This is a genomic window from Desulfovibrio piger (assembly GCF_951793255.1).
In the GTDB taxonomy this organism is placed as follows: domain Bacteria; phylum Desulfobacterota; class Desulfovibrionia; order Desulfovibrionales; family Desulfovibrionaceae; genus Desulfovibrio.
Genome location: NZ_OX636706.1, coordinates 2,308,030 through 2,330,090, shown reverse-complemented (window position 1 = coordinate 2,330,090; position 22,061 = coordinate 2,308,030). Strand labels below are relative to the sequence as shown.

General features: G+C 58.3%; 21 protein-coding genes, 3 tRNA genes and 2 other RNA genes. 20 read left to right on the top strand and 6 right to left on the bottom strand.

Translation table 11 applies throughout. The features are described from left to right. The first annotated feature begins 5 nt into the window (after positions 1-5). From Q4I12_RS10405 to ybaK, 3 genes are read left to right on the top strand one after another with little or no spacing between them, the layout of a single operon-like run. Positions 6-1,367, top strand: a complete 1,362-nt coding sequence (locus Q4I12_RS10405; RefSeq protein ID WP_204626230.1) for an NlpC/P60 family N-terminal domain-containing protein — start codon at positions 6-8, stop codon at positions 1,365-1,367. Beyond that, positions 1,367-2,962, top strand: a complete 1,596-nt coding sequence (gene coaE, locus Q4I12_RS10400) for a dephospho-CoA kinase (protein WP_302261510.1) — start codon at positions 1,367-1,369, stop codon at positions 2,960-2,962. Before Q4I12_RS10405 ends, coaE begins: the two co-directional genes overlap by 1 nt. A 40-nt stretch (positions 2,963-3,002) precedes the next feature. After that, entirely contained in the window at positions 3,003-3,497 is a 495-nt protein-coding gene (gene ybaK / locus Q4I12_RS10395; RefSeq protein WP_289616669.1) for a Cys-tRNA(Pro) deacylase, read from the top strand. A 145-nt stretch (positions 3,498-3,642) separates the two neighbouring features. Here the strand turns inward: ybaK and Q4I12_RS10390 are convergent, their stop codons facing one another. The 4 genes from Q4I12_RS10390 to Q4I12_RS10375 all read right to left on the bottom strand — a co-directional run bounded on the left by Q4I12_RS10390 (position 3,643) and on the right by Q4I12_RS10375 (position 7,583). Next, on the bottom strand, positions 3,643-4,908 hold the full coding sequence (locus tag Q4I12_RS10390; protein ID WP_302261509.1) for an O-acetylhomoserine aminocarboxypropyltransferase/cysteine synthase family protein: 1,266 nt from the start codon (positions 4,906-4,908) through the stop codon (positions 3,643-3,645). Positions 4,909-5,058: 150 nt separating this feature from the next. Then, entirely contained in the window at positions 5,059-5,502 is a 444-nt protein-coding gene (locus Q4I12_RS10385; protein WP_297138535.1) for a 2-thiouracil desulfurase family protein, read from the bottom strand. Continuing rightward, a complete protein-coding gene (locus tag Q4I12_RS10380) occupies positions 5,502-5,780 on the bottom strand; it encodes a hypothetical protein (RefSeq protein ID WP_168935989.1) in 279 nt (92 codons plus the stop codon). The genes Q4I12_RS10385 and Q4I12_RS10380 overlap by 1 nt, the downstream gene beginning before the upstream one ends. A gap of 78 nt (positions 5,781-5,858) precedes the next feature. Continuing rightward, a complete protein-coding gene (locus Q4I12_RS10375) occupies positions 5,859-7,583 on the bottom strand; it encodes a YeiH family protein (protein ID WP_302261508.1) in 1,725 nt (574 codons plus the stop codon). Positions 7,584-8,006: 423 nt separating this feature from the next. Here Q4I12_RS10375 and Q4I12_RS10370 point away from each other — a divergent pair. The 5 genes from Q4I12_RS10370 to Q4I12_RS10350 all read left to right on the top strand — a co-directional run bounded on the left by Q4I12_RS10370 (position 8,007) and on the right by Q4I12_RS10350 (position 9,946). Beyond that, positions 8,007-8,081 (top strand) — tRNA-Gln (locus Q4I12_RS10370). 17 nt (positions 8,082-8,098) lie between these two features. After that, a tRNA-Glu gene (locus tag Q4I12_RS10365) sits at positions 8,099-8,175 on the top strand. Between the two features lie 289 nt (positions 8,176-8,464). Continuing rightward, positions 8,465-8,538: hammerhead ribozyme type II (locus Q4I12_RS10360), an RNA gene on the top strand. Positions 8,539-8,740: 202 nt separating this feature from the next. Continuing rightward, the gene (locus Q4I12_RS10355; protein WP_302261507.1) at positions 8,741-9,805 is read left to right on the top strand and encodes a helix-turn-helix domain-containing protein; all 1,065 of its coding nucleotides are present in this window, start codon (positions 8,741-8,743) and stop codon (positions 9,803-9,805) included. A 3-nt stretch (positions 9,806-9,808) separates the two neighbouring features. Further along, positions 9,809-9,946, top strand: coding sequence for a TraK family protein (locus Q4I12_RS10350; RefSeq protein WP_302261506.1), 138 nt, complete (start codon positions 9,809-9,811; stop codon positions 9,944-9,946). A gap of 611 nt (positions 9,947-10,557) precedes the next feature. On the opposite strand, the gene Q4I12_RS10345 is transcribed toward Q4I12_RS10350, so the two are convergent. After that, a tRNA-Leu gene (locus tag Q4I12_RS10345) sits at positions 10,558-10,660 on the bottom strand. A gap of 248 nt (positions 10,661-10,908) precedes the next feature. Here Q4I12_RS10345 and Q4I12_RS10340 point away from each other — a divergent pair. The 10 genes from Q4I12_RS10340 (at position 10,909) to Q4I12_RS14020 (ending at position 20,336) form a co-directional block, all read left to right on the top strand. Continuing rightward, positions 10,909-11,016: hammerhead ribozyme type II (locus Q4I12_RS10340), an RNA gene on the top strand. A 187-nt stretch (positions 11,017-11,203) separates the two neighbouring features. Next, on the top strand, positions 11,204-12,310 hold the full coding sequence (locus tag Q4I12_RS10335) for a helix-turn-helix domain-containing protein (RefSeq protein ID WP_302261505.1): 1,107 nt from the start codon (positions 11,204-11,206) through the stop codon (positions 12,308-12,310). Positions 12,311-12,321: 11 nt separating this feature from the next. Further along, positions 12,322-13,290, top strand: coding sequence for a DotH/IcmK family type IV secretion protein (locus Q4I12_RS10330; protein ID WP_302261504.1), 969 nt, complete (start codon positions 12,322-12,324; stop codon positions 13,288-13,290). A gap of 10 nt (positions 13,291-13,300) precedes the next feature. Further along, positions 13,301-14,413: a DotG/IcmE/VirB10 family type IV secretion system protein gene (locus Q4I12_RS10325; protein ID WP_302261503.1), complete on the top strand. Its 1,113-nt coding sequence runs from the start codon at positions 13,301-13,303 to the stop codon at positions 14,411-14,413. Between the two features lie 4 nt (positions 14,414-14,417). Then, positions 14,418-14,924: a hypothetical protein gene (locus Q4I12_RS10320; protein ID WP_302261502.1), complete on the top strand. Its 507-nt coding sequence runs from the start codon at positions 14,418-14,420 to the stop codon at positions 14,922-14,924. Between the two features lie 15 nt (positions 14,925-14,939). Next, positions 14,940-15,332, top strand: a complete 393-nt coding sequence (locus Q4I12_RS10315; RefSeq protein WP_302261501.1) for a hypothetical protein — start codon at positions 14,940-14,942, stop codon at positions 15,330-15,332. A 21-nt stretch (positions 15,333-15,353) separates the two neighbouring features. Beyond that, a complete protein-coding gene (locus Q4I12_RS10310; protein ID WP_302261500.1) occupies positions 15,354-16,064 on the top strand; it encodes a DotI/IcmL/TraM family protein in 711 nt (236 codons plus the stop codon). Beyond that, positions 16,064-18,493 (top strand): putative type IV secretion/conjugal transfer ATPase, encoded by a 2,430-nt coding sequence (locus Q4I12_RS10305; RefSeq protein WP_302261499.1) that lies wholly within the window; start codon positions 16,064-16,066, stop codon positions 18,491-18,493. The genes Q4I12_RS10310 and Q4I12_RS10305 overlap by 1 nt, the downstream gene beginning before the upstream one ends. 128 nt (positions 18,494-18,621) lie before the next feature. After that, positions 18,622-19,818, top strand: coding sequence for a tyrosine-type recombinase/integrase (locus tag Q4I12_RS10300; protein WP_009368896.1), 1,197 nt, complete (start codon positions 18,622-18,624; stop codon positions 19,816-19,818). Further along, a complete protein-coding gene (locus Q4I12_RS14020) occupies positions 19,815-20,336 on the top strand; it encodes a hypothetical protein (protein WP_437438858.1) in 522 nt (173 codons plus the stop codon). The genes Q4I12_RS10300 and Q4I12_RS14020 overlap by 4 nt, the downstream gene beginning before the upstream one ends. 103 nt (positions 20,337-20,439) lie before the next feature. Here Q4I12_RS14020 and Q4I12_RS10290 read toward each other — a convergent pair whose 3' ends face one another. Further along, positions 20,440-20,892: a hypothetical protein gene (locus Q4I12_RS10290; protein WP_029434644.1), complete on the bottom strand. Its 453-nt coding sequence runs from the start codon at positions 20,890-20,892 to the stop codon at positions 20,440-20,442. 292 nt (positions 20,893-21,184) lie between these two features. Between Q4I12_RS10290 and Q4I12_RS10285 the strand changes: the two genes are divergently transcribed. Both Q4I12_RS10285 and Q4I12_RS10280 read left to right on the top strand, forming a co-directional pair. After that, positions 21,185-21,508 (top strand): plasmid mobilization protein, encoded by a 324-nt coding sequence (locus tag Q4I12_RS10285; RefSeq protein WP_009368899.1) that lies wholly within the window; start codon positions 21,185-21,187, stop codon positions 21,506-21,508. Then, entirely contained in the window at positions 21,508-22,053 is a 546-nt protein-coding gene (locus Q4I12_RS10280; RefSeq protein WP_302261498.1) for a relaxase/mobilization nuclease domain-containing protein, read from the top strand. The genes Q4I12_RS10285 and Q4I12_RS10280 overlap by 1 nt, the downstream gene beginning before the upstream one ends. Positions 22,054-22,061: the final 8 nt, after the last annotated feature.

Sequence of the window (22,061 nt, the reverse complement as noted above, 5' to 3'; positions counted from 1 at the left end):
GCATCATGACTCGGTCTTTCCTCTGGACAGGGGTACGGCTGGCGGCGCTGTGTTCGCTGCTGTTGCTGGCCGCCTGCGGCGGCAAACAGATCCCGCCGCGTGACGGCATCCCTTCCCCGCATCTGGGCACCATCCGTGACATGCGGAGCTTTCCGCAGGATCTGACCGTGTTCGCCCAGCAGGCCGGTGCCGACACGCCCCTGCTGGACAGCCAGGCCCAGGCGGAGCAGGACGCGCGCTTCAACCGCATCTTTTTCGGCCCCTGGGACATGCGCAAGACCTCCATCCGCAAACGGGACGTGGAGATCTATTTCCGCAAGGCCAAGGGCTACAAATACGGTGACGTGCGCTGGACCCAGGACGAATGGGACGCCATGCGTGCCAACGCCGGTCTGAAGAGCTTCCCCAACACGGCCATGTACGGCATCACGGTACGCAATGCCGACCTGCGCGAGATGCCCAGCCATACGCCGCGTTTCAGCGAGCCCACGCCTGACCCGCGCATCAATCCTTTCGACTACTTCCAGTATTCCCTGCTGCCGGTGGGGACGCCGGTCTTCATCGCCCACACCAGCCGTGACGGCAACTGGTATTATGTGGAGACCCCCGTGGCCGCGGGCTGGGTGGACGCCAATGATATCGGCATCGTGGACGAGGCCTTCGAGGCCAGCTACAAGACCGGCAGCTATGTGGCCGTGCTGCGCGACAACGTCCCCCTGCCCGGAAGCCTGGCCGGACAGGTCAATATCGGCACTGTCCTGCCTCTGGCCCCGTCCCAGAGCGACAACACCCGCCTGGCGGTGCTGGTCCCCGTCAAGAACGGCAGCCGGGCGAACGTGGTCACACTGACGCTGGCCCATGAAGACGCCGCCATCAAGCCCCTGCCCATGACCCCGGCGCAGGTGGCCCTCATCGGCAACGTCATGATGGGGCAGCGCTACGGCTGGGGCGGCATGTTCGGCGACCGCGACTGCTCCGCCCTGACCCGCGAGCTGCTGACGCCCTTCGGCATCTGGCTGCCCCGCAACTCCCTGTCCCAGGCGCGCAGCGGACGGCGCATCATGCTGGACGGCATGAGCATCAAGGAAAAGGAAAAGGCCATCCTGCGCGACGGCGTCCCCTTCCTGACCCTGGTCTGGCTGCGCGGGCACATCATGCTCTATGTGGGGCCCTACAAGGGGCGGCCCGCCATCTTCCACAACGTCTGGGGCGTGCGCACCGTAGAGGGTGCCAGCGACAACGAGCGCTTCGTCATCGGCCGTGCCGTGGTCAGCTCCATCACGCCCGGCAGCGAACTGCGCAATCTGTACCGCACCACCACCTTTGGTGACCGCGTGAACAGCATCACCGTCCTGGGAGGCCGTTGATGAGCGGGGAAAGCCCTCGTCAGCTGGACTTCCGCGTGGCGGGCGCTCTGGTGGGGCAGCGGCTGGACAAGGCCCTGTGCGGTCTGCTGCCCGACCTCTCACGGGCCGCCGTGCAGCGTGCCATCACGGCCGGTACCTGCCGCATCGACGGGCTGCCGGTCTCCACGGCGTCCCTCAAGCTCAAGGCCGGCCAGGAGGTCCGTCTTGATCTGCCCGATACGGCCAACGAGCTTCGCGCCGAAGACGAAGCCGTGGACATCCTCTGGCAGGACGAGCATCTGCTGCTGTGCAACAAGCCCGCGGGCCTGACGGTCCATCCCTGTCCCTCCTGCCCGGAAAACACGCTTGTCCAGCGCCTGCTGCACCACTTCCCGCGTTTGCGGGAACAGGAAGGCCTGCGCCCCGGTGTGGTCCATCGTCTGGACAAGGACACCAGCGGCCTTTTGCTCGTGGCCCTGGACGAGCCCACCCGTCTGCGCATGAGCGAGGCCTTTGCCCGGCGGGAAGTCCACAAGGAGTATCTGGCCCTGGTGCAGGGCGTGCCCCCGCAGACGGGCACCTGCCGGGAACCTCTGGGCCGCCATCCTACCGCCAAGGTCAAGATGGCCGTTGTCCCGGAGAACCGGGGCGGCAAGGCGGCCCACAGCGACTGGCGCGTGCTTTGGAGCAGCCCGCGCAAGGATTTCTCGCTGGTGGCCGTGCGCATCCATACCGGGCGCACGCACCAGATCCGCGTCCACATGGCGCATGTGGGCCATCCCCTGCTGGGCGACGCCCTGTACGCCCCGGCCCCTGTGGCAGCCCGTGCCCCGCGCCAGATGCTGCATGCCTGGCACATCAGTTTTTGCCATCCCCTGTCGGGCGAGGCGCTGGAATTTTTCTGCCCGCCGCCCGACGACATGCTCCGGACCATCCTGAACAACAGCAGCCGCATGCAGCGGCTGGTCATCACCGGCAATCCCGGTTGCGGCAAATCGACCCTCACCCATGCCCTGGAAAAGGCGGGCCTGCCCACGGTCAGCGCCGATGCCCTGGTGGCGCAGCTCTATGCCGCCGGTGGGGAGATGGCCGATTATCTGGGCCGCCGCTTCGGGGAACGTCTGCTGGAGGATGACGGCAGCGTGTGCAAACCCGCTTTGCTGGAGGCCATGCAGCAGGACCCCGGCCTGCGCAAAGAAGTGGAGCAGATGGTCCATGCCCTTGTCCGGGACGCCATCCTGGCCTTCTGGGACAAGGCGGAAGCCGAGGGCAAGGACTGCGCCGTGGCGGAGATCCCCCTGTATTTCGAATGCGGCTGGCACAAGGCCGGTCTGCCCGGTGCCCTGAGCCTGACGGTACGCTGCCCGCGCGAGATCCGCCTGCAACGCATCATGGCCACCCGCGGCTGGAACGAAGAAAAAGCCGCGACTCTGGAAGCCTGGCAGTGGCCAGCCGAGCGCAAGGAAGCCGCCAGCGATCTGGTGGTGGACAATGCCGGGACACCGGCGGACCTTCGCGCCCGCATCCCTGCCCTGCTGGAACAGCTGACAGCACTGCGGCAACAGGCACAGGATGATATCCTCCGGCAGGTCACGGCCTGCTGGCAGGTCAAATGACGCCATCCCCCGTTTCGATCACAAATTTATCGCAAGCACTATGAGCAGCAAAAAAATAGCCAAGACCAATGCCGCGCGCCTGCTGGAGCGTCTGGCGATCCCCTTCACCCTGCATCAGGCCGATGTGGACGAAAGCGACCTTTCCGCCGTGACCATGGCCCACAAGCTGGGCGTGGATCCCGGCTGCGTTTTCAAGACCCTGGTGGCCCGCGGTGACAAAACAGGCGTCATCATGGCCTGCATCCCCGCCGCGGCGGAACTGAACCTGAAGGCCCTGGCCACGGCATCCGGCAACAAGCATGTGGAGATGGTCCACCTCAAGGAAGTCCTGCCCCTGACAGGCTACATCCGCGGCGGTTGTTCGCCGCTGGCAGCCAAAAAGGATTACCCCGTCTTTCTGGATGAGCATGCCATCCTCTGGGAGCAGATCTACATCAGCGCCGGACAGCGCGGGGTGCAGCTCTGCCTTTCGCCGGACGACCTGTGCCGGGCCACCGGCGCCACCATGGCCGAGATCGCCAATAATGCAGACTGAAACAGTTTGCAAAAGACAGCAAAAAAGTCTGATACGTCCTCTCCTGCCTGTCCCTGACGGAGCAGGATCAGCCCATCAGCCACAACGTAAAGAGAGCGGGCCCCTGCGGGACCCGCTCTCTCATTTTGTACCGTCTTGTTATGGCTTAGGCCTGAGCCAGCGCCTGCGACAGGTCTTCCAGAAGGTCGTCGATATTTTCCAGACCGACGGACAGGCGGACCATGCCGGGCGTGATGCCAGCTTCCGTGAGCTGCTCGTCACTGAGCTGGCGATGCGTGGAGCTGGCCGGATGCAGGACACAGGTACGGATATCGGCCACATGCACCTGCAGGGACACCATCTTCAGGCTGTCGATGAAACGGGCCCCGGCGTCGCGGCCGCCCTTGAGCGAGAAGGAGATGACGCCGCTGCAGCCCTTAGGCAGGTATTTTTCGGCCAGGGCCTTGTCGTGGCTGTCCGGCAGCCAAGGGTAGCAGACGCTCTCCACCTTGTCGTGCCCGGCCAGGAAGGTCGCCACGGCCTCGGCATTGCGGCAGTGACGTTCCATGCGCAGGGGCAGGGTCTCCAGGCCCTGATTGATGTAGAAGGCGCCCTGCGGCGTCTGGCAACACCCCAGGTCGCGCATGAGCTGCACGCGGGCCTTGACGATGTAAGCGGCCTTGCCGAAGGCCTTGGTATAGATCAGGCCATGATACGAGGCGTCGGGCTCGGTGAATTCGGGGAAGCGCCCGGAAGTCCAGTCGAACTTGCCGCTGTCCACGATGACGCCGCCCATCTGCAGGGCATGGCCGTCCATGTATTTGGTGGTGGAGTGGACGACGATGTCGGCACCGAAATCGAAGGGACGGCAGAGCACAGGCGTGGCAAAGGTATTATCCACGATCAGGGGCAGACCGTGACGATGGGCCAGGGCCGCGATGCGTTCGATGTCCAGCACGTCCATGGAAGGATTGGTCAGGGGCTCGCCGAACACGGCCTTGGTGTTGGGGCGGATGGCCTTCTTGATCTCGGCGTCATCGGCCCGCTGGTCCACGAAGGTCACTTCGATGCCCATTTTCTTCAGCGTCACGGCGAACAGGTTGAAGGTGCCGCCGTAGATGCTGGCCATGCTGACCACATGGTCGCCGCTCTGGGCCACGTTGAGGATGGCGATGAGGTTGGCAGCCTGTCCCGAAGAGGTGCACAGGGCGCCGACGCCGCCTTCCAGAGCCGCGATTTTCTGCTCCACGGCGTCCACCGTGGGATTGCCCAGACGGGTGTAGAAAAAGCCGGAAGTTTCCAGGTCAAAAAGCTTGGCCACTTCGGCCGTGGAGTCATAAGTAAAGGTCGTGCTCTGCACGATGGGCAGTACCCGGGGCTCACCGTTCTTGGGGGTATAGCCCGCATGCAGGCAAAGCGATTCGGTTTTCATGGGTTCCTCGTTCCGTAAAAAGTCCATTCGGCAGCGTCTGCCGGCCTTTTTTCTTATCTGATGGATAGGAGAAACACAAGCCGCAGCGCCCCAAAACAAAAGCCCGTCCTCAGGGAAGACGGGCAACGACGGCAACGACCTTTCGCAGGTCTAGATATCTTCGGGCAGATGTTCCTCGGTATACAGGGCGAACCCGGCCTCGCGCAGCATGCGTGCCCACAGCCCGTCACCGGGACAAAGGGTACGGCTGAACGTGCCGTCATAGATCTGCCCCACACCGCAGGAGGGCGAACGCCGTTTGAGGATGGCCGCCGTACAGCCGTGCCTGCGGGCCGTCTCCATGGCCAGGCGGGCCCCCCGGAGGAAATCCTCCGTCAAATCCCTGCCATCCTGCGACAGGACGCGCCCTTCTCTGATCTCGCACGGCGGGCGGGGCACGGGCAGGCAGGCCAGCCCTTCAGGACAGGCCGTGACGGCCTCTCCCCTGCGCACCAGTTCCTGGACCGCAGCACAGGCGTTGCTCCCGCCGTCATAGCGGCAAAATTCCCCGGCCAGACAGGCGCTGACCACAAAACGGCATACGGGCGTCGTCATCACAGCTCCGCATTCCGGCGCTGGGCTATGGCCAGTTCGCGCCGCTCGGCCATCCCGGCTTTGACGGCATGCTTCATGGCCTCCTCGGCAGACTGTACCACAGGGACATTGGTGTAATACAGGGCACCGCTGTCCAGCCCATTCTCTTCCTGGACGCGGTCATAATGCTGCCAGGCAGGGCTCAGGGCCACAAGGCGCGGCGTGATGACCGCGAAAAAGACCCACAGGCCGACGCCCCAGAGGACAAGCTTGCCCATCTTGAAGATTCTGTCATTCATGAGGATCACCCTACACCGGAACATCCGGGAAAAAAAGGGGGCCGTTCCCGGAGCGGCCCCCTTGATTGCAGATGAAACTTAGATCTTGGCCGTGATTTCGGGGAAGACCTTGTAGAACATGATCCAGGCCATGAGCAGCGTCAGGGCCAGGTTCAGGGACTGACCGCAAACATAGAGCAGGATGGGCTTGCCGCCCTTGAAGTACTTGCCCAGTTCGCGGAAGTTGGTGGTCAGACCGATGGACACGAAGGCCAGGGCGAAGAACCAGCCGCGCAGGGGCACGGAGATCTTGTTGATGCCGTTATCCACCAGCATCTTGCCCACATCAGCCCCCAGGGAGGAGCTGACCACGGACATGACGATGGAAGCCGTCAGGAAGCCCAGCACGAACTTGGGGAAGCGGTGCCAGATTTCCATGGCGCTGACCTTCTGGCCTTCCTGCACGTCCACCTTGGCGCACCAGTACATGGCCACGCAGAAGGCCGTCACACCGATGAGCATGTTCTGGATCATCTTGACCGTAGCGGCCACCTGCAGGGCCTTGGGACCGATGAAGGCACCGGCAGCGGCCACGGCGCCGGTGGCGTCCACGGTACCGCCGATCCAGGCGCCGCCCAGGACCTCAGGCATACCCACCCAGTTGATGAAGGCGGGCATGGCCACCATCATGATGGCGGTGAAGGTCAGGGACAGGCCGATGGACAGGGTCAGTTCTTCCTTCTTGGCGCGGCAGGCAGCGGCGGTGGCGATGGCCGCCGAGGTACCGCACACGGACATGTCGGCGGAAATGACCATGTTCAGGGTACGGGAAGGCATCTTGAGCACCTTCTGGCCGAAGATGAAGGTGCTGATGAGCACGATGGGGGTCACCACCCAGGCCACGAAGATGCCGGGAATACCGATGGCCAGGATCTTGTGGAACAGCACTTCGGCACCCAGCAGCACCAGACCGGCCTTGATGAAGTATTCCACCTGGGCGCCGTCCTTGACCAGCTTGGGCGTGCCGATGGTATTGGCGATGATCATGCCGATGGCGATGGACCAGATCTCGGCGTTGATGCCGTACAGGCGCATGGTCTTCTGGTTGCCCAGGATGTTGGCCAGCACGCAGAGGGCGTAGATGATGAGGAAGGAGACGAAGAACTTGCCGGGATTCATGCCCATGAACACGGCACCGACGGTGCACAGGGCGCCCAGCACCAGACCCAGCACGATGAGGGTGGGGATGCGGTTGAAGGGCTTGGCCAGACCGGAAGCAGCCTTGGAGGCCTTCTTCTCGGCGCTCTGCCAGGAGTCGATGGCGGCCTTGGCGGCATCATTCAGACCGGCGTCCTGATAACCGGCAGCGGCGGCGACATCCTGGGCGGCCTTAGCCGTGGCCAGAGCCTCGGCAGCGGCCTGCTTGGCAGCGTCGACCTTGGGCTTGAGGGCGGCGTTGCGCTCGTCCGCGCGGGCCTGATCCATCATCAGGGCATCCAGAGGATTGTCGGTCCAGCGGGCGGGCGTTTTCAGATAAGCGATGACATCAGCCACCTGGGACTGCTTCTGGGCCTGCACGTTTTTCTGGGCGGCAGTGGCCTTGTACCATTCGATGGTCTTGAAGGGCTTGCTTTCCTCGGCCTTGATGATGGTCTCATATTCGTTGAACTTGGCTTCCAGGGCCGGACGCTGGCCAAAGCACAGCCATGCGGCCACGATCAGGAAAAAGAAGCCGATCCAGATGGCCCAGTAGTCTTCCTTCTTCCACAAGTCGGACCACTGCGACTTGGCACGGTCGACAACGACTTCGTTGTTTTGTTCCATAACAGACAACCTCCGTTTGCGGCCGGGCTGCTCCCCGCCACGTCGTATTGAAAATGGCAACAAGAAGGCTTCTTGCGGAGCGTTCCCTCCCATCCCGAAAAAAGACAGCGGCTTTTTTCACAAACCATCTTGCTCTTGCGGCGCGCACAGGCCGCACATCCCAAGGATAATACCGGGCAAAGGGGCAAAGTAAAGTAAACTATTCTCACAGGATAGAAACATTCATCCCATCATGTCGCCATGGAAAATCAACAGGTTAGATATCATGTGAAATATTTTGTAATGCGGCATCCCGTAGCTGTGCCAAAGGGCACTTCCCTCCTGTCCGCTCCCGCATTTTTTCTGCCGGATACGAGGCCTTAAATTTTTTTCGATTTTTTTGTTGACAAGAGAGGCGGTTTTGCGTAGGTTCCATTTTCGCGATGGGTTGTCGTTCAATTGGCAGGACGGCGGATTCTGGCTCCGCTAATCAAGGTTCGAGTCCTTGCAGCCCAGCCATCACAACTTCATAGTGCGTCCCCATCGTCTAGCCGGCCCAGGACAACGGCCTTTCACGCCGTCGACAGGGGTTCAAATCCCCTTGGGGACGCCAACAAGAAATCAAGCGTAGCAATGTGCTTTTCAAAGTATATTTCTACGCTTTTTTTCTTTTCTCAATCTCCCTTCCTTTTCAAAAGCCCTTTTCAGCGCTGGTGATCCAGCCTGGAAGGGGCTTTTTGTCTTTTCCACCTTCTCCATTGCACGAGCAAGTTGACTGACAGGCATTGTCTTACCCGAAAGTCCACGGAGAGGGAATGCCCTCCCGCGTCCGGGCAAGCCTTGCTTGTAAACGCTTACATAAATTTCCCGCCGGAGACGATTCCTGGGGATCAGAAAAAGAAAGGCGAAACGCTGGCGTTTTTACGACCAGCGTCACCGGGGGATAGGTGCCCACGGTCTGACGAGCCAGCCCGCTCGAACAACAAACAACTCAATCGCTGGAGCGAACCTGAGAAAACTGTAGGCCAAAAGAAAAAAGCTCCTGTGGTACGAACACAGGAGCTATCTGCGGGAGCATCCGCAAATTTTGTGGATTAACTCTAGCCGAAAGGCTTAGCGGCGTCAAGCTCCGCAGCTCTGTTTTACGCTTTTTCCAAGGCCTGTCTGGAGCATCAGACATGGACACCATCACTCCGCAAGACCTGTCCGGGTCTCTTTTGCCGTCCTTTATCCTTCGGGAAGAGGTTTCTTCCGGCGCGAAACTGCTTTACGCGCTTCTTTGCAAATACTGCCATGACAAAGACCACTGCTGGCCGTCCCACAAGCTTCTGGCCGGTGAGCTTGGTTGCAGTGTCTCCAGCATCAAAAACTGGCTTCATGAGCTGGTGACAAACAAGCTGATCGCCATCCGAAGGGAAGAAGGCAGGTACACGAGTACCTATTACCTGCTTTGCCCTGCCGCTCTTGATGGCTCCACACCTTCCGGCCCTGACGGGACGTCCGGGATGCCCCTGTCCGGCGATAGCCAGACCGTGGCTACTGCTGGACAAAGCCACAGGCAACCCCTGGCTACGGAAATAAGTTTAAGAAACAAGAATAAATATTCCCCCCTTTCCCCCCGTGAACGGGCATGTGGCCGTTCCTCCTCGGCTCTAACCTTTCCGCGTCCACGCCCCTGCCGGGGCGGAAGGGGGGATTCTTCTCTTGCCGATTCTTCATTCGAGCAGTTCTCGCAGCGCTATCCACGCAAAGAAGCCAAGGAACTTGCGCGTGCCGTCTGGCATCGTCTTTGGCGGCGTGGTCTGCTGCCGTCGCTGGGCACGCTGCTGACCGCTCTGGATCGCTTCAAGCAATCCCCCTCATGGAATCGGGAACATGGGCGCTTCATCCCGCATCTTGTGAACTGGCTGCGCGGCCAGCGCTGGCTGGATGAACCCCATCAGGGGAGTTCCCTCCCCCCGATCACGGAATGCGCCGCCGATTCCGTCCGGTCGGGCCGTATCAGGCAGCGTGTGGATGAGCTTGAGAGAAGCTGGCGACGCACGGAACCGGAACTGGAAGCGGCTCGCCCTGTGTTTGAAGCCTTTTTGGCCCGCTTTGCTGACGGACACATAAAGCGGGGGCCTGCATGGGGCCTGTGGTCACTGCTCTGGCGTCAGGGGAAGGCCCCGGATGCGTCCACGGCTCCCGAAGGGAGCATGAGTGTCCTGGATTTCCTGAAAACAGCACGATACGCCTGTTAAGCCATGAATATGCACTATGGAATTGCCCGTGTTGAATTTCTTGCTGCAAAACAAGAAATAGAAACGATGATTTCCGAAGGCTATACCTTTGCGATGATTTTCAGAAAATTGAAAGAAAAAATTGAACACTCCACCGGCTAAAGCCGGTGGAGTGTTCAATCGCACAAGACCCTGCTGACCAGCTGGGGGGGACGCGCAGCTGGTCAGCAGGATGATCTGCGCGGAGACTATACCGCCCCACCACCATGCCACCTGCCTTCGGCTGGACTTTTACGAAGAATTGCTTCCGAAGCCGTTTGACGGTCATCTTGGGCCTGTCTGCTGCCAGCCCATTTTCTCCCGACTGGCTCAGCCATGGGTGCACTGTCCGGGGTGGGACACGAATCTTGCTTGCCCGGCCGGCAGCGTCACGCAAGGCAAGAGATCAACAAATCAGGATGTTGTGTCAGCACGCGCCAAATACACGCTCGCGGTATCTCCACCGAGGCCGTGTCCGATGATGCGAAAAGTCCTTCAGTAGACGTATAATCAGGATTGGGTGATTTGCCCGAGGTATTAGAATGCCAGAGCGCGGCAGGGGGAAGGTGTTCCGCTATGTTCGTGGTGCCGGATTACACGGCGGCCGGAGTAGTATGTCTGGGAGAGTGTGGTAGGGATCGCAGCTGAATAGCCGCTGGGGTGCACGGACATTTTTTGAAAATGCCTCAAAACGAAAAAAGCCCTTACGATTTTTCGTAAGGGCATGATTTCGTTGGCGTCCCCAAGGGGATTTGAACCCCTGTCGACGGCGTGAAAGGCCGTTGTCATGCGCCTGCCCGTCTTAGATTTCAGCAAGTTACAACTGCATATGAGGGCATATAGATGCACCCAAGAGCATATGCGATTGTAACCCTTTTTTGTAACCCTGCCTTCAAGCGCATTTCCGGGCAAGGCTCCATTCATTCCGCGCTTGATCTAGCTTTTCTTATCGCGTCTCCGAAAAGTGATGCCACCAGCAATGCGCGGCAAGCTTTTCTGCGCGTTCTGGCCTTCGCTGCCTTTGTTATCAGCCCCCCCTGCCGTTGGCAGGTAGGGCTTTTTTTGCACCCGTAACGCGGAAAAGGCAGCGAAACATTCCCATGCTCTGAGAGGCATTTTCGTGTCGTCTTTCGCCAGAGCCGGGAGGAATGTCGTCGTGACGTGGTGGTCACGGCCTGATGAGCCAGCCGCTCTTGAGCAACCTCAACAAGTTTGAGGCAGACAAAGCCCCCAAAAAAGAAAGCCGTTGAGCGGCAACTCAACGGCTTCCAAAGCAGTAACGCTTTTCAAACGAACATTGAAAGGACGTTAGCCGAAAGGCCTCATATTGTCAAGATGTGAGTCTGCTCTGTCGTCTTTTGGGGACTGGGAGACGCAAGCATGAAGACGTTCGCCCCCAAAGGAAATATTTTTGGCCCTATTTTACCGCAATTCATCCTAGAGATGCCCCTCTCATTAGGAGCAAAGGTCATGTACGCGCTGCTGTGCAATTACGCTTCGGACAAGGATCACTGCTGGCCCTCGCAAAAGACGCTGGCTGCAAGGCTCGCGTGCAGCGTCAGCAGCATCAAGAACTACCTCGCGGAGCTGGTACGGGAAAGGCTGATTGAGGTTCGCCATGAAAACTACCGTTCCTCGGTCTACTACATTCTTCAGCCGGAAGCGTTGCGCAAGAGGGCAGCTCCTGCCGGAGAGCGGCCAAAATCTGACTTCGGGCAGCCAGAATCTGGCCACATAAATAATCTTAGCAAACAACAAGAAGAAAATCCCCCCCTTCCCCCCATGAAGTCGGAAAGAAAAGACGCGCTGTCATCTTCTGCGCCTTCGGCGGGGGGCGTGGGTTCTGCTGAGCTGGATTTTGAAACAGCCTGGGAGAGTTATCCCCGAAAGGAAGCCAAGGGCTTTGCCCGGATGGCATGGTTCAAACTTCTGCACAGCGGGCAGCTTCCGTCGTTGCAGGAGCTGCTGTCAGCCATTGCCCGCTCCAGCGCATCGGAGAGCTGGCAGAAGGAACAGGGCCGCTTTATCCCGCAAATGGCTAACTGGCTGCGCGGACAGCGCTGGCTGGACTCGTCTCTGCCCGTGTCGCCATGTGTTCCCGCGCCTGATCCCCGTGTGCGGCAATTCATGCGGCAGAAAGAAGAGCGGGAACAACTGGAGCTGTCGCGGCAATGCCGGGAGAAAGAAAGACTCCGCCCTTTGTTCCGGGCCTTTGCCGCGAAATTCGATGCTCCCGACAATGAAGCAATGGCTTTCGGCATCTGGATGCACCTGCATTCGCTGCGTTGTGCGCCATCGGCTGCGGATGTCCCTGAGACAGCAGGCAGGAACATCATGGCCTTTCTGCGGGAGAGAAAGAGGCAAGCTCAGGAAGAACGCTATCTGACCTCCCTGCGCAAAACGCCTGTAAGTCAGTCTTACGGTGTAGAGCCTGTTCCTTGTGAGAAGAGTGTCGCGTCTTTCGCAACCGTAACCGCGTGCGCATGAAAGGAGCTGTTGTGAAAGGGGTTATTGCACTGGTTCTTTCTGTGGTGCTGCTGATGATGTCGGAGGGAACCGCCCCGGCGGTTCAAACGTCGTCTTCGCAAGAGGCCGAATCTTCTGTCCGGCCAACAGCTCCGATAACGACGCAGCAGGATCAGCAGCCTGCTGCCGGGAAAGCTGCTCCAGCCCCCAAACAGGATGCGCAGGCACTGTTTGAGGAAAGTCTGCGCCAGATGATGCCGCTGGATGAGCAGCATATTCAGCAATATCGGGAACGCTCGGATCAGCGGGAACGCGCATTGCTGCCAGTGCCGCCCAGCCTGAGAACACGCTCTGTGCGCGTATCTCTGGAGCCGGGGCGGGTCCCTGTGCCGGTATTGACGACGGCCAATGTCGCTACCTCGCTGGTTTTTCACGATGCGACAGGCCAGCCGTGGCCCATCACATCCGTTACCAACGGCGGCCCCACATTTTTTCAGGTACTGCATCCTGAATTGCCGGAGGGAAATCTTCTGAGTGTCATGCCTTTGCAGGGACATGCGACATCCACGCTCGTGGTTACGCTGGAAAAACGGGATGTGCCGCTTGTTGTGCGCCTTGAGTCTGATTCCGTCCGTTCCCCGGAACGCAAGGCGGATGCTCTGGTGCTTTTCCAGATAGCCCATCATGGCCCCAGAGCCGCCGTGCCGTTGATCAGGGAAGTCAGGGACACGGCAGACAGCGTCATGCTGGCCTTTCTGGATCGTGTTCCGCCGGAAGGAGCCGTTCGCCTTCGTGTGGAGCCGCCCCGAGAATCATTACAGGTCTGGAAGTATGGCGGCAGACATTATGCCAGAACGACGCAGACGTTGATGTGGCCGTCATGGACTGCCGTCGTCAATGGAGCCGGGGCAACGAAATGTTATGAGCTGCCCGTGACCGCACGGATTATGACCTCGCATGAAGGTTCCATGCAAACCTTCATCCTGAAGGAAGGCAGATAGGGATTGTGCCATGAGCGACATGACAAGTCTGGAAAAGAAAAGACGCCTCGTGGTTCTGGCTCTTGGCATAGTGATAGGGCTTTCCGTCCTTGTCCTTGCCTTTTCCCTGTTCTTTGCTGCGGAAGAACCGTCCAGCTCAGCCCGCATGTCTCCTGCAAAATCGGATCGTGTCAGCGGGCAGGCCGGGGGGATTGGTTCCGAGGAGTACAATCAGAAGCTCCGGGAACATGATCAGCGTCAGGCCAGCGAGGCGCTCAAGAGCGGGGAAAGTTTTGTCCCGACGCCTGTGGGAGACAAAAAACCCGTGGTCGTGAAGAAGGCGGAAACGCCTCCTGCCACGCCCCCTGTTGCTCCTGTGCGCGTCGCGCCTGTCCAGCCCCCGCGCACGGATAACGCCATGCTCAAGCGTATGCAGGAAGATTTGGCGACGCTGGATGCCCGGCTGGCCGCAGCTTCGACAGGACAGGGACAAATCGTTTATCAGCGGGATTTTTCAAAGGAAGCAGAGAAAACTTCTGTGTCCGATGAAGGACGGACGCTGGCCACCCCGGAAAAGTCCCCCGTTGCTCCGGTGGCAATCCGGGCCGGAGATTTGCTGTACGGCATCATCGACATCAGCGTGAATTCCGATGTGCCGTCTGCCGTACTGGCAACCATTACCTCCGGCAAATACTGCAATGCCCGTATCATGGGCACGTTTCAGCGCCATGATGAACGCCTCGTACTGGCGTTCAACAGAATCATTCCTTCTGACGGTGAACCCGTCCAGATAGAAGCCTATGCGGTTGACCCCGGCACGTCCGAAGCGTCGGTGGCCAGTTCGGTTAATACCCATTTTTTCAGCCGCTGGGGCGGACTCATTGCATCGGCTTTTCTTGAGGGGCTGGGAACGGCCAAGCGCTACAGCGGCTCTCAGAGTACGATCTACGGCTACAACGGCGAAACCAGCGATCAGATGGTCTGGAATACCTACAGCGTGGGCGATCAGGCATGGATAGCTGCCGGGAAGGTTGGGGAAAAAGCCGGAAAAATCTTTGAAAGGGGCTTTGATCGTCCGCCGACTGTCCGCCTTGAGAGCGGAACGCCTGTTGGTATCCTCATCGTGAGTGTCAAGGGCAGGTGATGCGATGGACAACTATGTTGCCAATGTCATCCCCCATTTGCAGCAATGGTGGCCTGTCATCATTCGACTGTCGTACCTGGCGGGACTGGGCTTTGCCCTGACAGCCTGTGTGCTGGCGATAAGCGGCAAACATCGCTTCAATCGCTCGTCGGCTGTCTGGACGTTCGTTTGCGCTGTTTTGCTGCTCAACTTGCCGGCACTCATGGATTCACTGGCCATGACTGTCTTCAATCAGTCCTCAGAACAGAGCCTGAGCTACAGCCCGCCGTCCTCTCCCGGTTCTGTCTACATCCAGTTTGCCGTCTACGCCATCGCTACGGTCGGCGTCATTGGTATTGCGCGCGGGCTGTATCTTATGCGCGATACGCCCAATCAGGCCATGAATTTCAGCAGGGGAATCGTGCACCTGTTTGGTGGCATTCTCGCCGTCAACCTCGTCACCTTCCTGCGTGGCCTTGGAGCTACGATAGGCGGTGACGTCCAAACATATGTCGCCAGAATCCTTGGCTGACATTCGGAGGAAGTCATGAAGAGCGTTGCAGGGAATCCCGGACTCATTTCGTCATGCCGCTGGACAGCCGCAGGGCTCGGCATCGCCGCTGTCTGGCTGCTTGCACCCGAACTTGTTCAGGCTGCCGTTCCGCTCGGAGAAATCGGGCAGAATGTGGCTGAAAACTCCAAGGGTGTTGCCAAGGGCATATCCCTTGCCGGATTCGCAACCGGTCTTGCTATGGGGGTCTGGGGCTGCGTGGACATGTACAAGGCCACACGTCAGCAGGGGCAGTCCACCTATACCAGCGGCATCATCAAGCTGCTGATCGGCGCGATCATCCTCGGCTTGGGAGAGACGCTCGGTTCCGGCTCGGCTACCCTTTTCGGTTCCGATCAGACTTCCGGCCTGGGAGAACTCGGCCTGTAACCCCATAAAAGGAGATGAGGCATGAGCATCTTCACATGGATACAGAAACATCAATCCAGGCCCCCGGCGCAGACCATGAGCGAATCGGATGCTCATGCCTCTTTTTCTGTCCATGACGCAACAGGCGTCATTGGCGGTCTGAGCTGGTACAGAGCGCAGTTTTATCGCGTCATGAAGCTGGCACTGGGTTTATCCGTTGCGCTGGCCGTCAGTCTGGGAGTCATTGCGCTGCTCCTTCTGCATCGCCCGACGCCGCGTTATTTCGCGGCTACTCCCGATTTGCGGCTTGCTCCCATGATCCCGCTGAATCAGCCCCTGCTGACGCAGCAGGGCCTCCTTTCATGGACAGCGGATACCATTGCGGGGGCCATGTCTCTGGACTTTCTGGAATGGCGCAAGAAGCTGGAAGCCCTGCGGAGCCATTTCGATGAGGATGCCTATAAGTCCTTTCTCGCGTCTCTGAAAACTTCCGGCATTCTGGAGATGATCAGGGAGAAGCGCCTTTCCGCATCCGCTGTCGCCACGCGAGCGCCGGTCATTATCGCCTCCGGTCTGGTAGGAGATACGGCCACATGGCGTATCGAATTCCCTCTTGTTGTTTCCTACGAATCCAGCCAGGGCGTTGAAAGTACGCAACGCCTTCTTGCCACTGTTCTTGTGCGCCGGGCTTCCACGGCCATAACGCCGCGCGGCGTCGTTATCCAGCAGATCGTTCTGAAGAGGGAGTCGTGATGCTTGATCGTCTGGTTCATGGAGTGGACTGCGGCATTCGTGCCCTGTCGGAAGTCTTTGCCGGGCCGGTACACAGCTACTGCCGGCTGGAAACGGTGGATGACGGCGTACTGGTAGCCGATGACGGCAGCCTGATCAGCCTGCTGCGCCTTGAGGGGTCGCTCAAACAGATTGGCGTCGAAGAGTTTGGTTCCATTGTTTCCTCTCTGACGGAAAAGCTGCAATCCAGCCTTTCCAGACCGGGCCATCTTGTTCAGGTGCTTTTTGAGTATGACCCGGAGGGAAGCGGGGAGCGGATTGCGGAACTCCTGCGGCCTTCGCGGCTTACCGCGCAAAATCTTGGCCTGCATGTCGGCAGTCTTCTGGATGACTGGGGAAATGCACTGAAAAGATATTGCGCTCTGGAAACATGCTGGCTGGTTCTGTGGACACGGCCTTCTGTGCTTTCCGATACGCTGCGGAAAACGGCACTGAAAGAGCGGGCTGCCGCCATGTCAAAGACTCCGGTCATTCCGGGATGTCAGCAGGTTTCCTGTGCCGTCTCCGCGCTGCATGATGCGCACAACGGCTTTCTGACGGGCGTTCTGGATGCTTTCCGACAGACGGATTTGCTGGCATGGCCGCTGTCGGCCCATGCGGCCTTGCGGGACATCAGAACGTGCATCGCCCCGGAGCTGACAAGCCGGAACTGGAAAGCCCTCATGCCCGGCGATCCGCTGCCTCTTCGTCTGCCGGACCCGGAGGCAGGGGATGAGCGTCACAACATGCTGTACCCGGATTTCAGGACGCAGCTCTGGCCGGAAGAAGGGCAGCTGCTCTCCCGGAACGCCATCCGCATCGGAGACAGGATTTACGGGCCGCTAATCATGACCCTCATGCCGCAGACCCCGAAGCCCTTTCAGGAGTTGTTCCGCATTCTTGCCAGGCGGGATGAGCGTCTGCCGTACCGCATCTCCTTTCTTATCGAGGACGGAGGTTTGCGTATGGGGCTGCGACCTCTGCTTTCCACGCTCCTTGCTTTTACCTCCTCGGATAACAAGCGCTTCAACAAGGCTGTGGATGTGCTGAGAGCGCTGAACCTTGAAGGCATGTGCTGCGTGAAGTTCCGCATCTGCCTCTGCACCTGGGCCAGCGTGCGGGAGCTGCCGGAACAGGAGGCATTTCTTTTGCTCAGACGCCGCGTTGCGGAACTGGCAAAGACTATTCAGGGCTGGGGCACAACGGATGTGGCCGAAGCTCTTGGCGATCCGCTTCTTGGTGTGACGGCGACGCTTCCCGGCATGATGCCCGCGTCTCCGGCTCCGGTAACAGCCGCCCCCTTGCAGGATGCCATCGGCATGACGCCGTTGCGTCCCGCCTCTCCTTGGAGGGAAGGCAGTCTGCTGTTCCGTACCGGAGACGGCAAGATCATTCCCTTTGCGGCCAATTCTTCGGAGCAGGCCGCATGGATAGATATTGGCGTTGCCCCGATGGGCGGGGGCAAGTCGGTCTTCCTCAATGCCATGAACTTTGCCTTTGTGACGCAGGCCGGGCTTTCCCGCCTTCCGTGGCTGTCCATTGTGGACGTGGGGCCGTCCAGTTCCGGCCTGATCACCTTGCTGCAAGAGAATCTTCCCGAAGGGCAAAAGCATCTTGCGGCATATCACCGTCTCAGGATGACGCCCGACTATGCCGTCAATCCCTTTGATTTACCGCTCGGTAATCGCACGCCCTTGCCGTCGCACAAGGCCTTTCTGACGAATTTCCTCAATCTGCTGGCAACGCCGCTGGAATCGTCAGCGCCTGCCGACAGCGTGCCCGGCATTATCGGCAGAGCCGTCAGCCTTGCCTATGACGAACTTTCGGACAAACGACATCCCCGGCTTTATCAGGCGAATACTCTGCCTGAAATTCATGAGCTGCTTCTCAAGGCCGCTGTTCCTCTGGATGCTTCGACAAGCTGGTGGGAAGTGGTGGATGCCCTGTTTGATCTAGGCTATCCGCATCAGGCTCTGCTGGCGCAGCGCTATGCAGTCCCCCTGCTTGCGGATGTTCTGACGCAGCTTCGCCAGAATACAGGAATTCAGAACACCTATGAGCCGCCTGTCATTCTCGGCGTCTGGCGTGCTCTGTCGGATGCCATTGAGGCTTATCCGCTGCTCAAGGAACCGACACAGTTCGATATTGGCGATGCCCAGATAGTCAGCCTCGATCTTGATGAAGTGGCTCCTCGCGGAGGGTCGGCCGCAGACAGGCAGTCGGCAGTCATGTACATGCTGGCCAGACATATTCTGGGCGGACGCTTCTTCCTCATGCCCAGCGATGTGCAGCTGATGTCCGAACGCTATCGAGCCTACCATGCCATGCGTATTGAGGCGATCCGGGAAGACCCCAAGCGGCTTTGCTACGAAGAGGACTATCGCAGAAAAATATCATCCGTTTTGATATAAAACATATTGATAATACAAGATAAATTTGAAAATTTGGATATACATGGATTTTCTTGGACGCATGGACATACCCCATTTTTGGGGGTAGCGTATGGGGTAAATCAATCTCAACACGGAGGATTACCCCAATGGCATTGACCGATACAGCCCTCAGAGCCGTAAAGCCCGGCGACAAGGCGCAAAAGTTGTTCGACGGCAAGGGACTTTTCATGCTCGTGTCCCCCAACGGCACAAAAGCATGGCGGTTCAAATACCAGTTTCACGGCAGGGAAAAACTCATTTCCCTTGGCCTGTACCCCACCGTCAGCCTGAAGGACGCCAGAGAACGCGCCGAACAGGCCCGCAAGACGCTTGAAAGCGGTATTGACCCGTCAGAACAGCGTAAACAGGAAAAAGTCGCCTACCAGAACACTTTTGAACTGGTTGCTATGGAATGGTATGAGCAACAGCGCGACAAATGGAGCGAAGCATACACCAAGACCAACCTTTGCCGCATGAAGCGCAATCTCTTCCCGGCCATAGGCTCAAAGCCCGTCAACACAATTTCCGCGCCGGAAGTATTGGCGATACTCCGAAAAATCGAAGCGCGGGGAACGAGGGACATAGCGCATTGTGTGCGTACAATCTGTTCGTGCGTTTTCCGCTACGCCATTGCTACCGGCCGCGCCGAGCGCGACCCGGCGGCGGATCTGAAAGGCGCGCTTGCCCCGCGCATACGCCGAAACCTGCCTTCGCAGACCACGCCGGAAGCCGTGGGCAATTTGCTGATTGCCCTGGACAACTACCCCGGAACTCTTGTTGTGCGGAGCGCCTTGCAACTTATGGCGCTCACGTTTTGCCGCACCGGCGAACTGCGCAACGCCGAATGGCGGGAAATTGATTTTGATGACGCTTTGTGGCGCATTCCGGCGGAACGCATGAAAATGTCCCGCGACCACCTGATACCCCTGAGCCGCCAGTCCATAGCGATACTGCGGAGAATGCAAAACTACTCCGGCAATGACGTTTATGTATTCCCCAACTACAAAACAGAAAAGCGGAGCATGAGCAAATCAGCCCTGCTTGGGGCAATACGGCGCATCGGCTTTGACACTGATGAAATGTGCCCGCACGGCTTCAGGTCTATGGCCTCCACCATGCTTAACGAGCTTGGCTATAACGCTGACTGGATAGAACGCCAGCTTGCGCACGTTCCAAGAAACATCATTCGCGGCATATACAACCGCGCCGAATATCTGCCTGAACGGCGGAAGATGATGCAGGAATGGGCCGACTACCTTGATGAATTACGCGAAAAAACGCGCAACAGTCTTGGTGGTGTATGAAAACAATTTTTGAAACAACACCCACAACCAACGGAGGAAAGTATGTCACAAACCATAAACGAAGACGCGCTTTTGCGAATCTCGCAAGTGCTGGAGCTTATACCCATAAGCAGAAGCGCATGGTGGCAAGGTTGCAAAAGCGGCAAGTACCCAAAGCCGATAAAAATCGGCCCCAAAACAACGGTCTGGAAAGCCTCGGACATTGCCAAAACGCTCAGGGAACTGACGGGGGAACAACAAAAAGCGGAGGAGAAAAAGGACGAAAAGCAGAAATGAAAATTGCCCCTGTTTTCGCCCGTCACGCCCGCAACTGTGCCGGAAGCGGCGGCTCTGTCAAGGCAACCCGCTATGCGGGCGGGCTTTGCCCGGCCTTGACATTCGCCGCCGTGCTTCCGGCGTTTCCGCTTCGCGGGCGACGGGACGAAAAAACGCTCCGCAGGGGGCTTCCGAACAAAAAAACTCCACACAAGCAAAAGGCAGAAAGGCCGAAAGGCAAAATACGCTCACGCCTTTTCTGAAACCGCTTTTACCCTTCACAGTTAAAAATAACTGCACTTTTTCCCGCCGGGCAGGTCAGTAGTCACGGCAGTATCAGCCTGAGCCGTGACCATGCTTTCCGGTTCAGGCTTGCCCGGAATTTCCGGCATATCCCCGACCGTTTGCGCCGCTTCCACCCTCGCCTTGCCCAAGCAGAGCTTTCATGCGCGAGAGCGGAGCCGATATGCCCGCTTTGGCGAGAGTGTCCCTGATTTCATTCAGGCTGTAACCTTGCTCCACGGCCTTGCGAATATCCGCCGCCAGAAACTCCACCGTTTCCGCTCTGGTCTTTCCGGCGTTTTTCACCGCCAGCCCCCGCAATGATTTTTGCGCGGCCTGAATCTGTTCCATTGTGTAGCGTTGCGCTTTTCCCATTGCCTTATCTCCTGTTGCGAAACTGATTTTTGCGAACAGACATATCATAATTGCGACTTTATTTTCAAGTACCAAGGGCAAGACGGCATTGTACAGTAATGCACAGAAAAGACTGTAGCGCACAAATATGCACAGTAACTTTTTTATGAAGTGAAAAATCATGTTTCATCATACAGAAAATGGCTATTGTACTCAAAAGAATAATACCGTCCATTTGCCTTTTTTGCTTGCACATAAAGAAAAATCTCATATATGTTCCAAACAAAATTCAGCGGAAAGCGTCATGCGCTGATTACTGGATTGAATGGAGGTTGTTTTGCATAACGATTGCGGTTTTTCTTCACAAGTTGGTAGCTGTCTGACGACAGCCACACACCTTGCCAAAGGCTGCGCCTCTGGACTCCACAGCGCATTCGGCGCTTCGCTTCTCACGCGCTGAAAAGGCAGGAAAGGCATGAAAGCAAAAGACAAGACCCTCGCGCGTTTTCAGTGCCGCCGGACGCTCAGGCTTACCGGCGAGGAGGACGCGCGTTTGAGCGGACAGGCGGCAATCGCCGGAATCTCCGTTTCCGAATACATGCGCCGCCTGTTCTTTGGGGGCAGACCGCTTGTCGCCAAGACGGACGGCCAGACCATCCGGGAGTTGCGGCGACTTGGCGGCTTGCTCAAATACAATTTTGAAGCGGTCAGGGAAAAAGGCGGGAGGAATGAGCTTGCGGAATTGAGCGCGACCCTGAACGCCATACGGGCGGTCATTGAGAGATTGAGCGAAAGATAATGATCCTGAAAAAGCTGAAGCGCACCAATTTTGAGAAGCCCAAGGCGACCATGATAGCCGCCCTGGTGGACTACATCTTTGCCGAAAAGGACGAATACGGCAACGACAAGCTGATGTATTCAGGAGCGTTGAACTTCATCACAGGGACTTTGGCGGCGCAAAAAAATGAAATGATTGCTCTTGCCGAGGAATCCGTACAAAGCAAAATGCCGATTGCCCACTGGGTTATGTCCTGGCAGGAAAACGAACTGCCGAGCCATGAACAGATTGACGAGGCCGCGCATATTTTTCTTGAACGCATGGGTTTACAGGAACATCAGGCGTTTTACACCCTGCACGGGAACACCGGCAATTATCATGTGCATATCGCCGTCAACCGGACAAACCCCTACACCATGAAAACGGTTCAGCCGCACCGGGGTTTTGACATTGAGGAAGGCCACAGGATAGCGGCCCTCATAACCCACAAGCAGGGCTGGGCAAGTCAGGAAAAAGCCCGTTATCGCGTCAACGAAAAAGGCGAGATAGTGCGCAATATAAAGTAGATACCGTT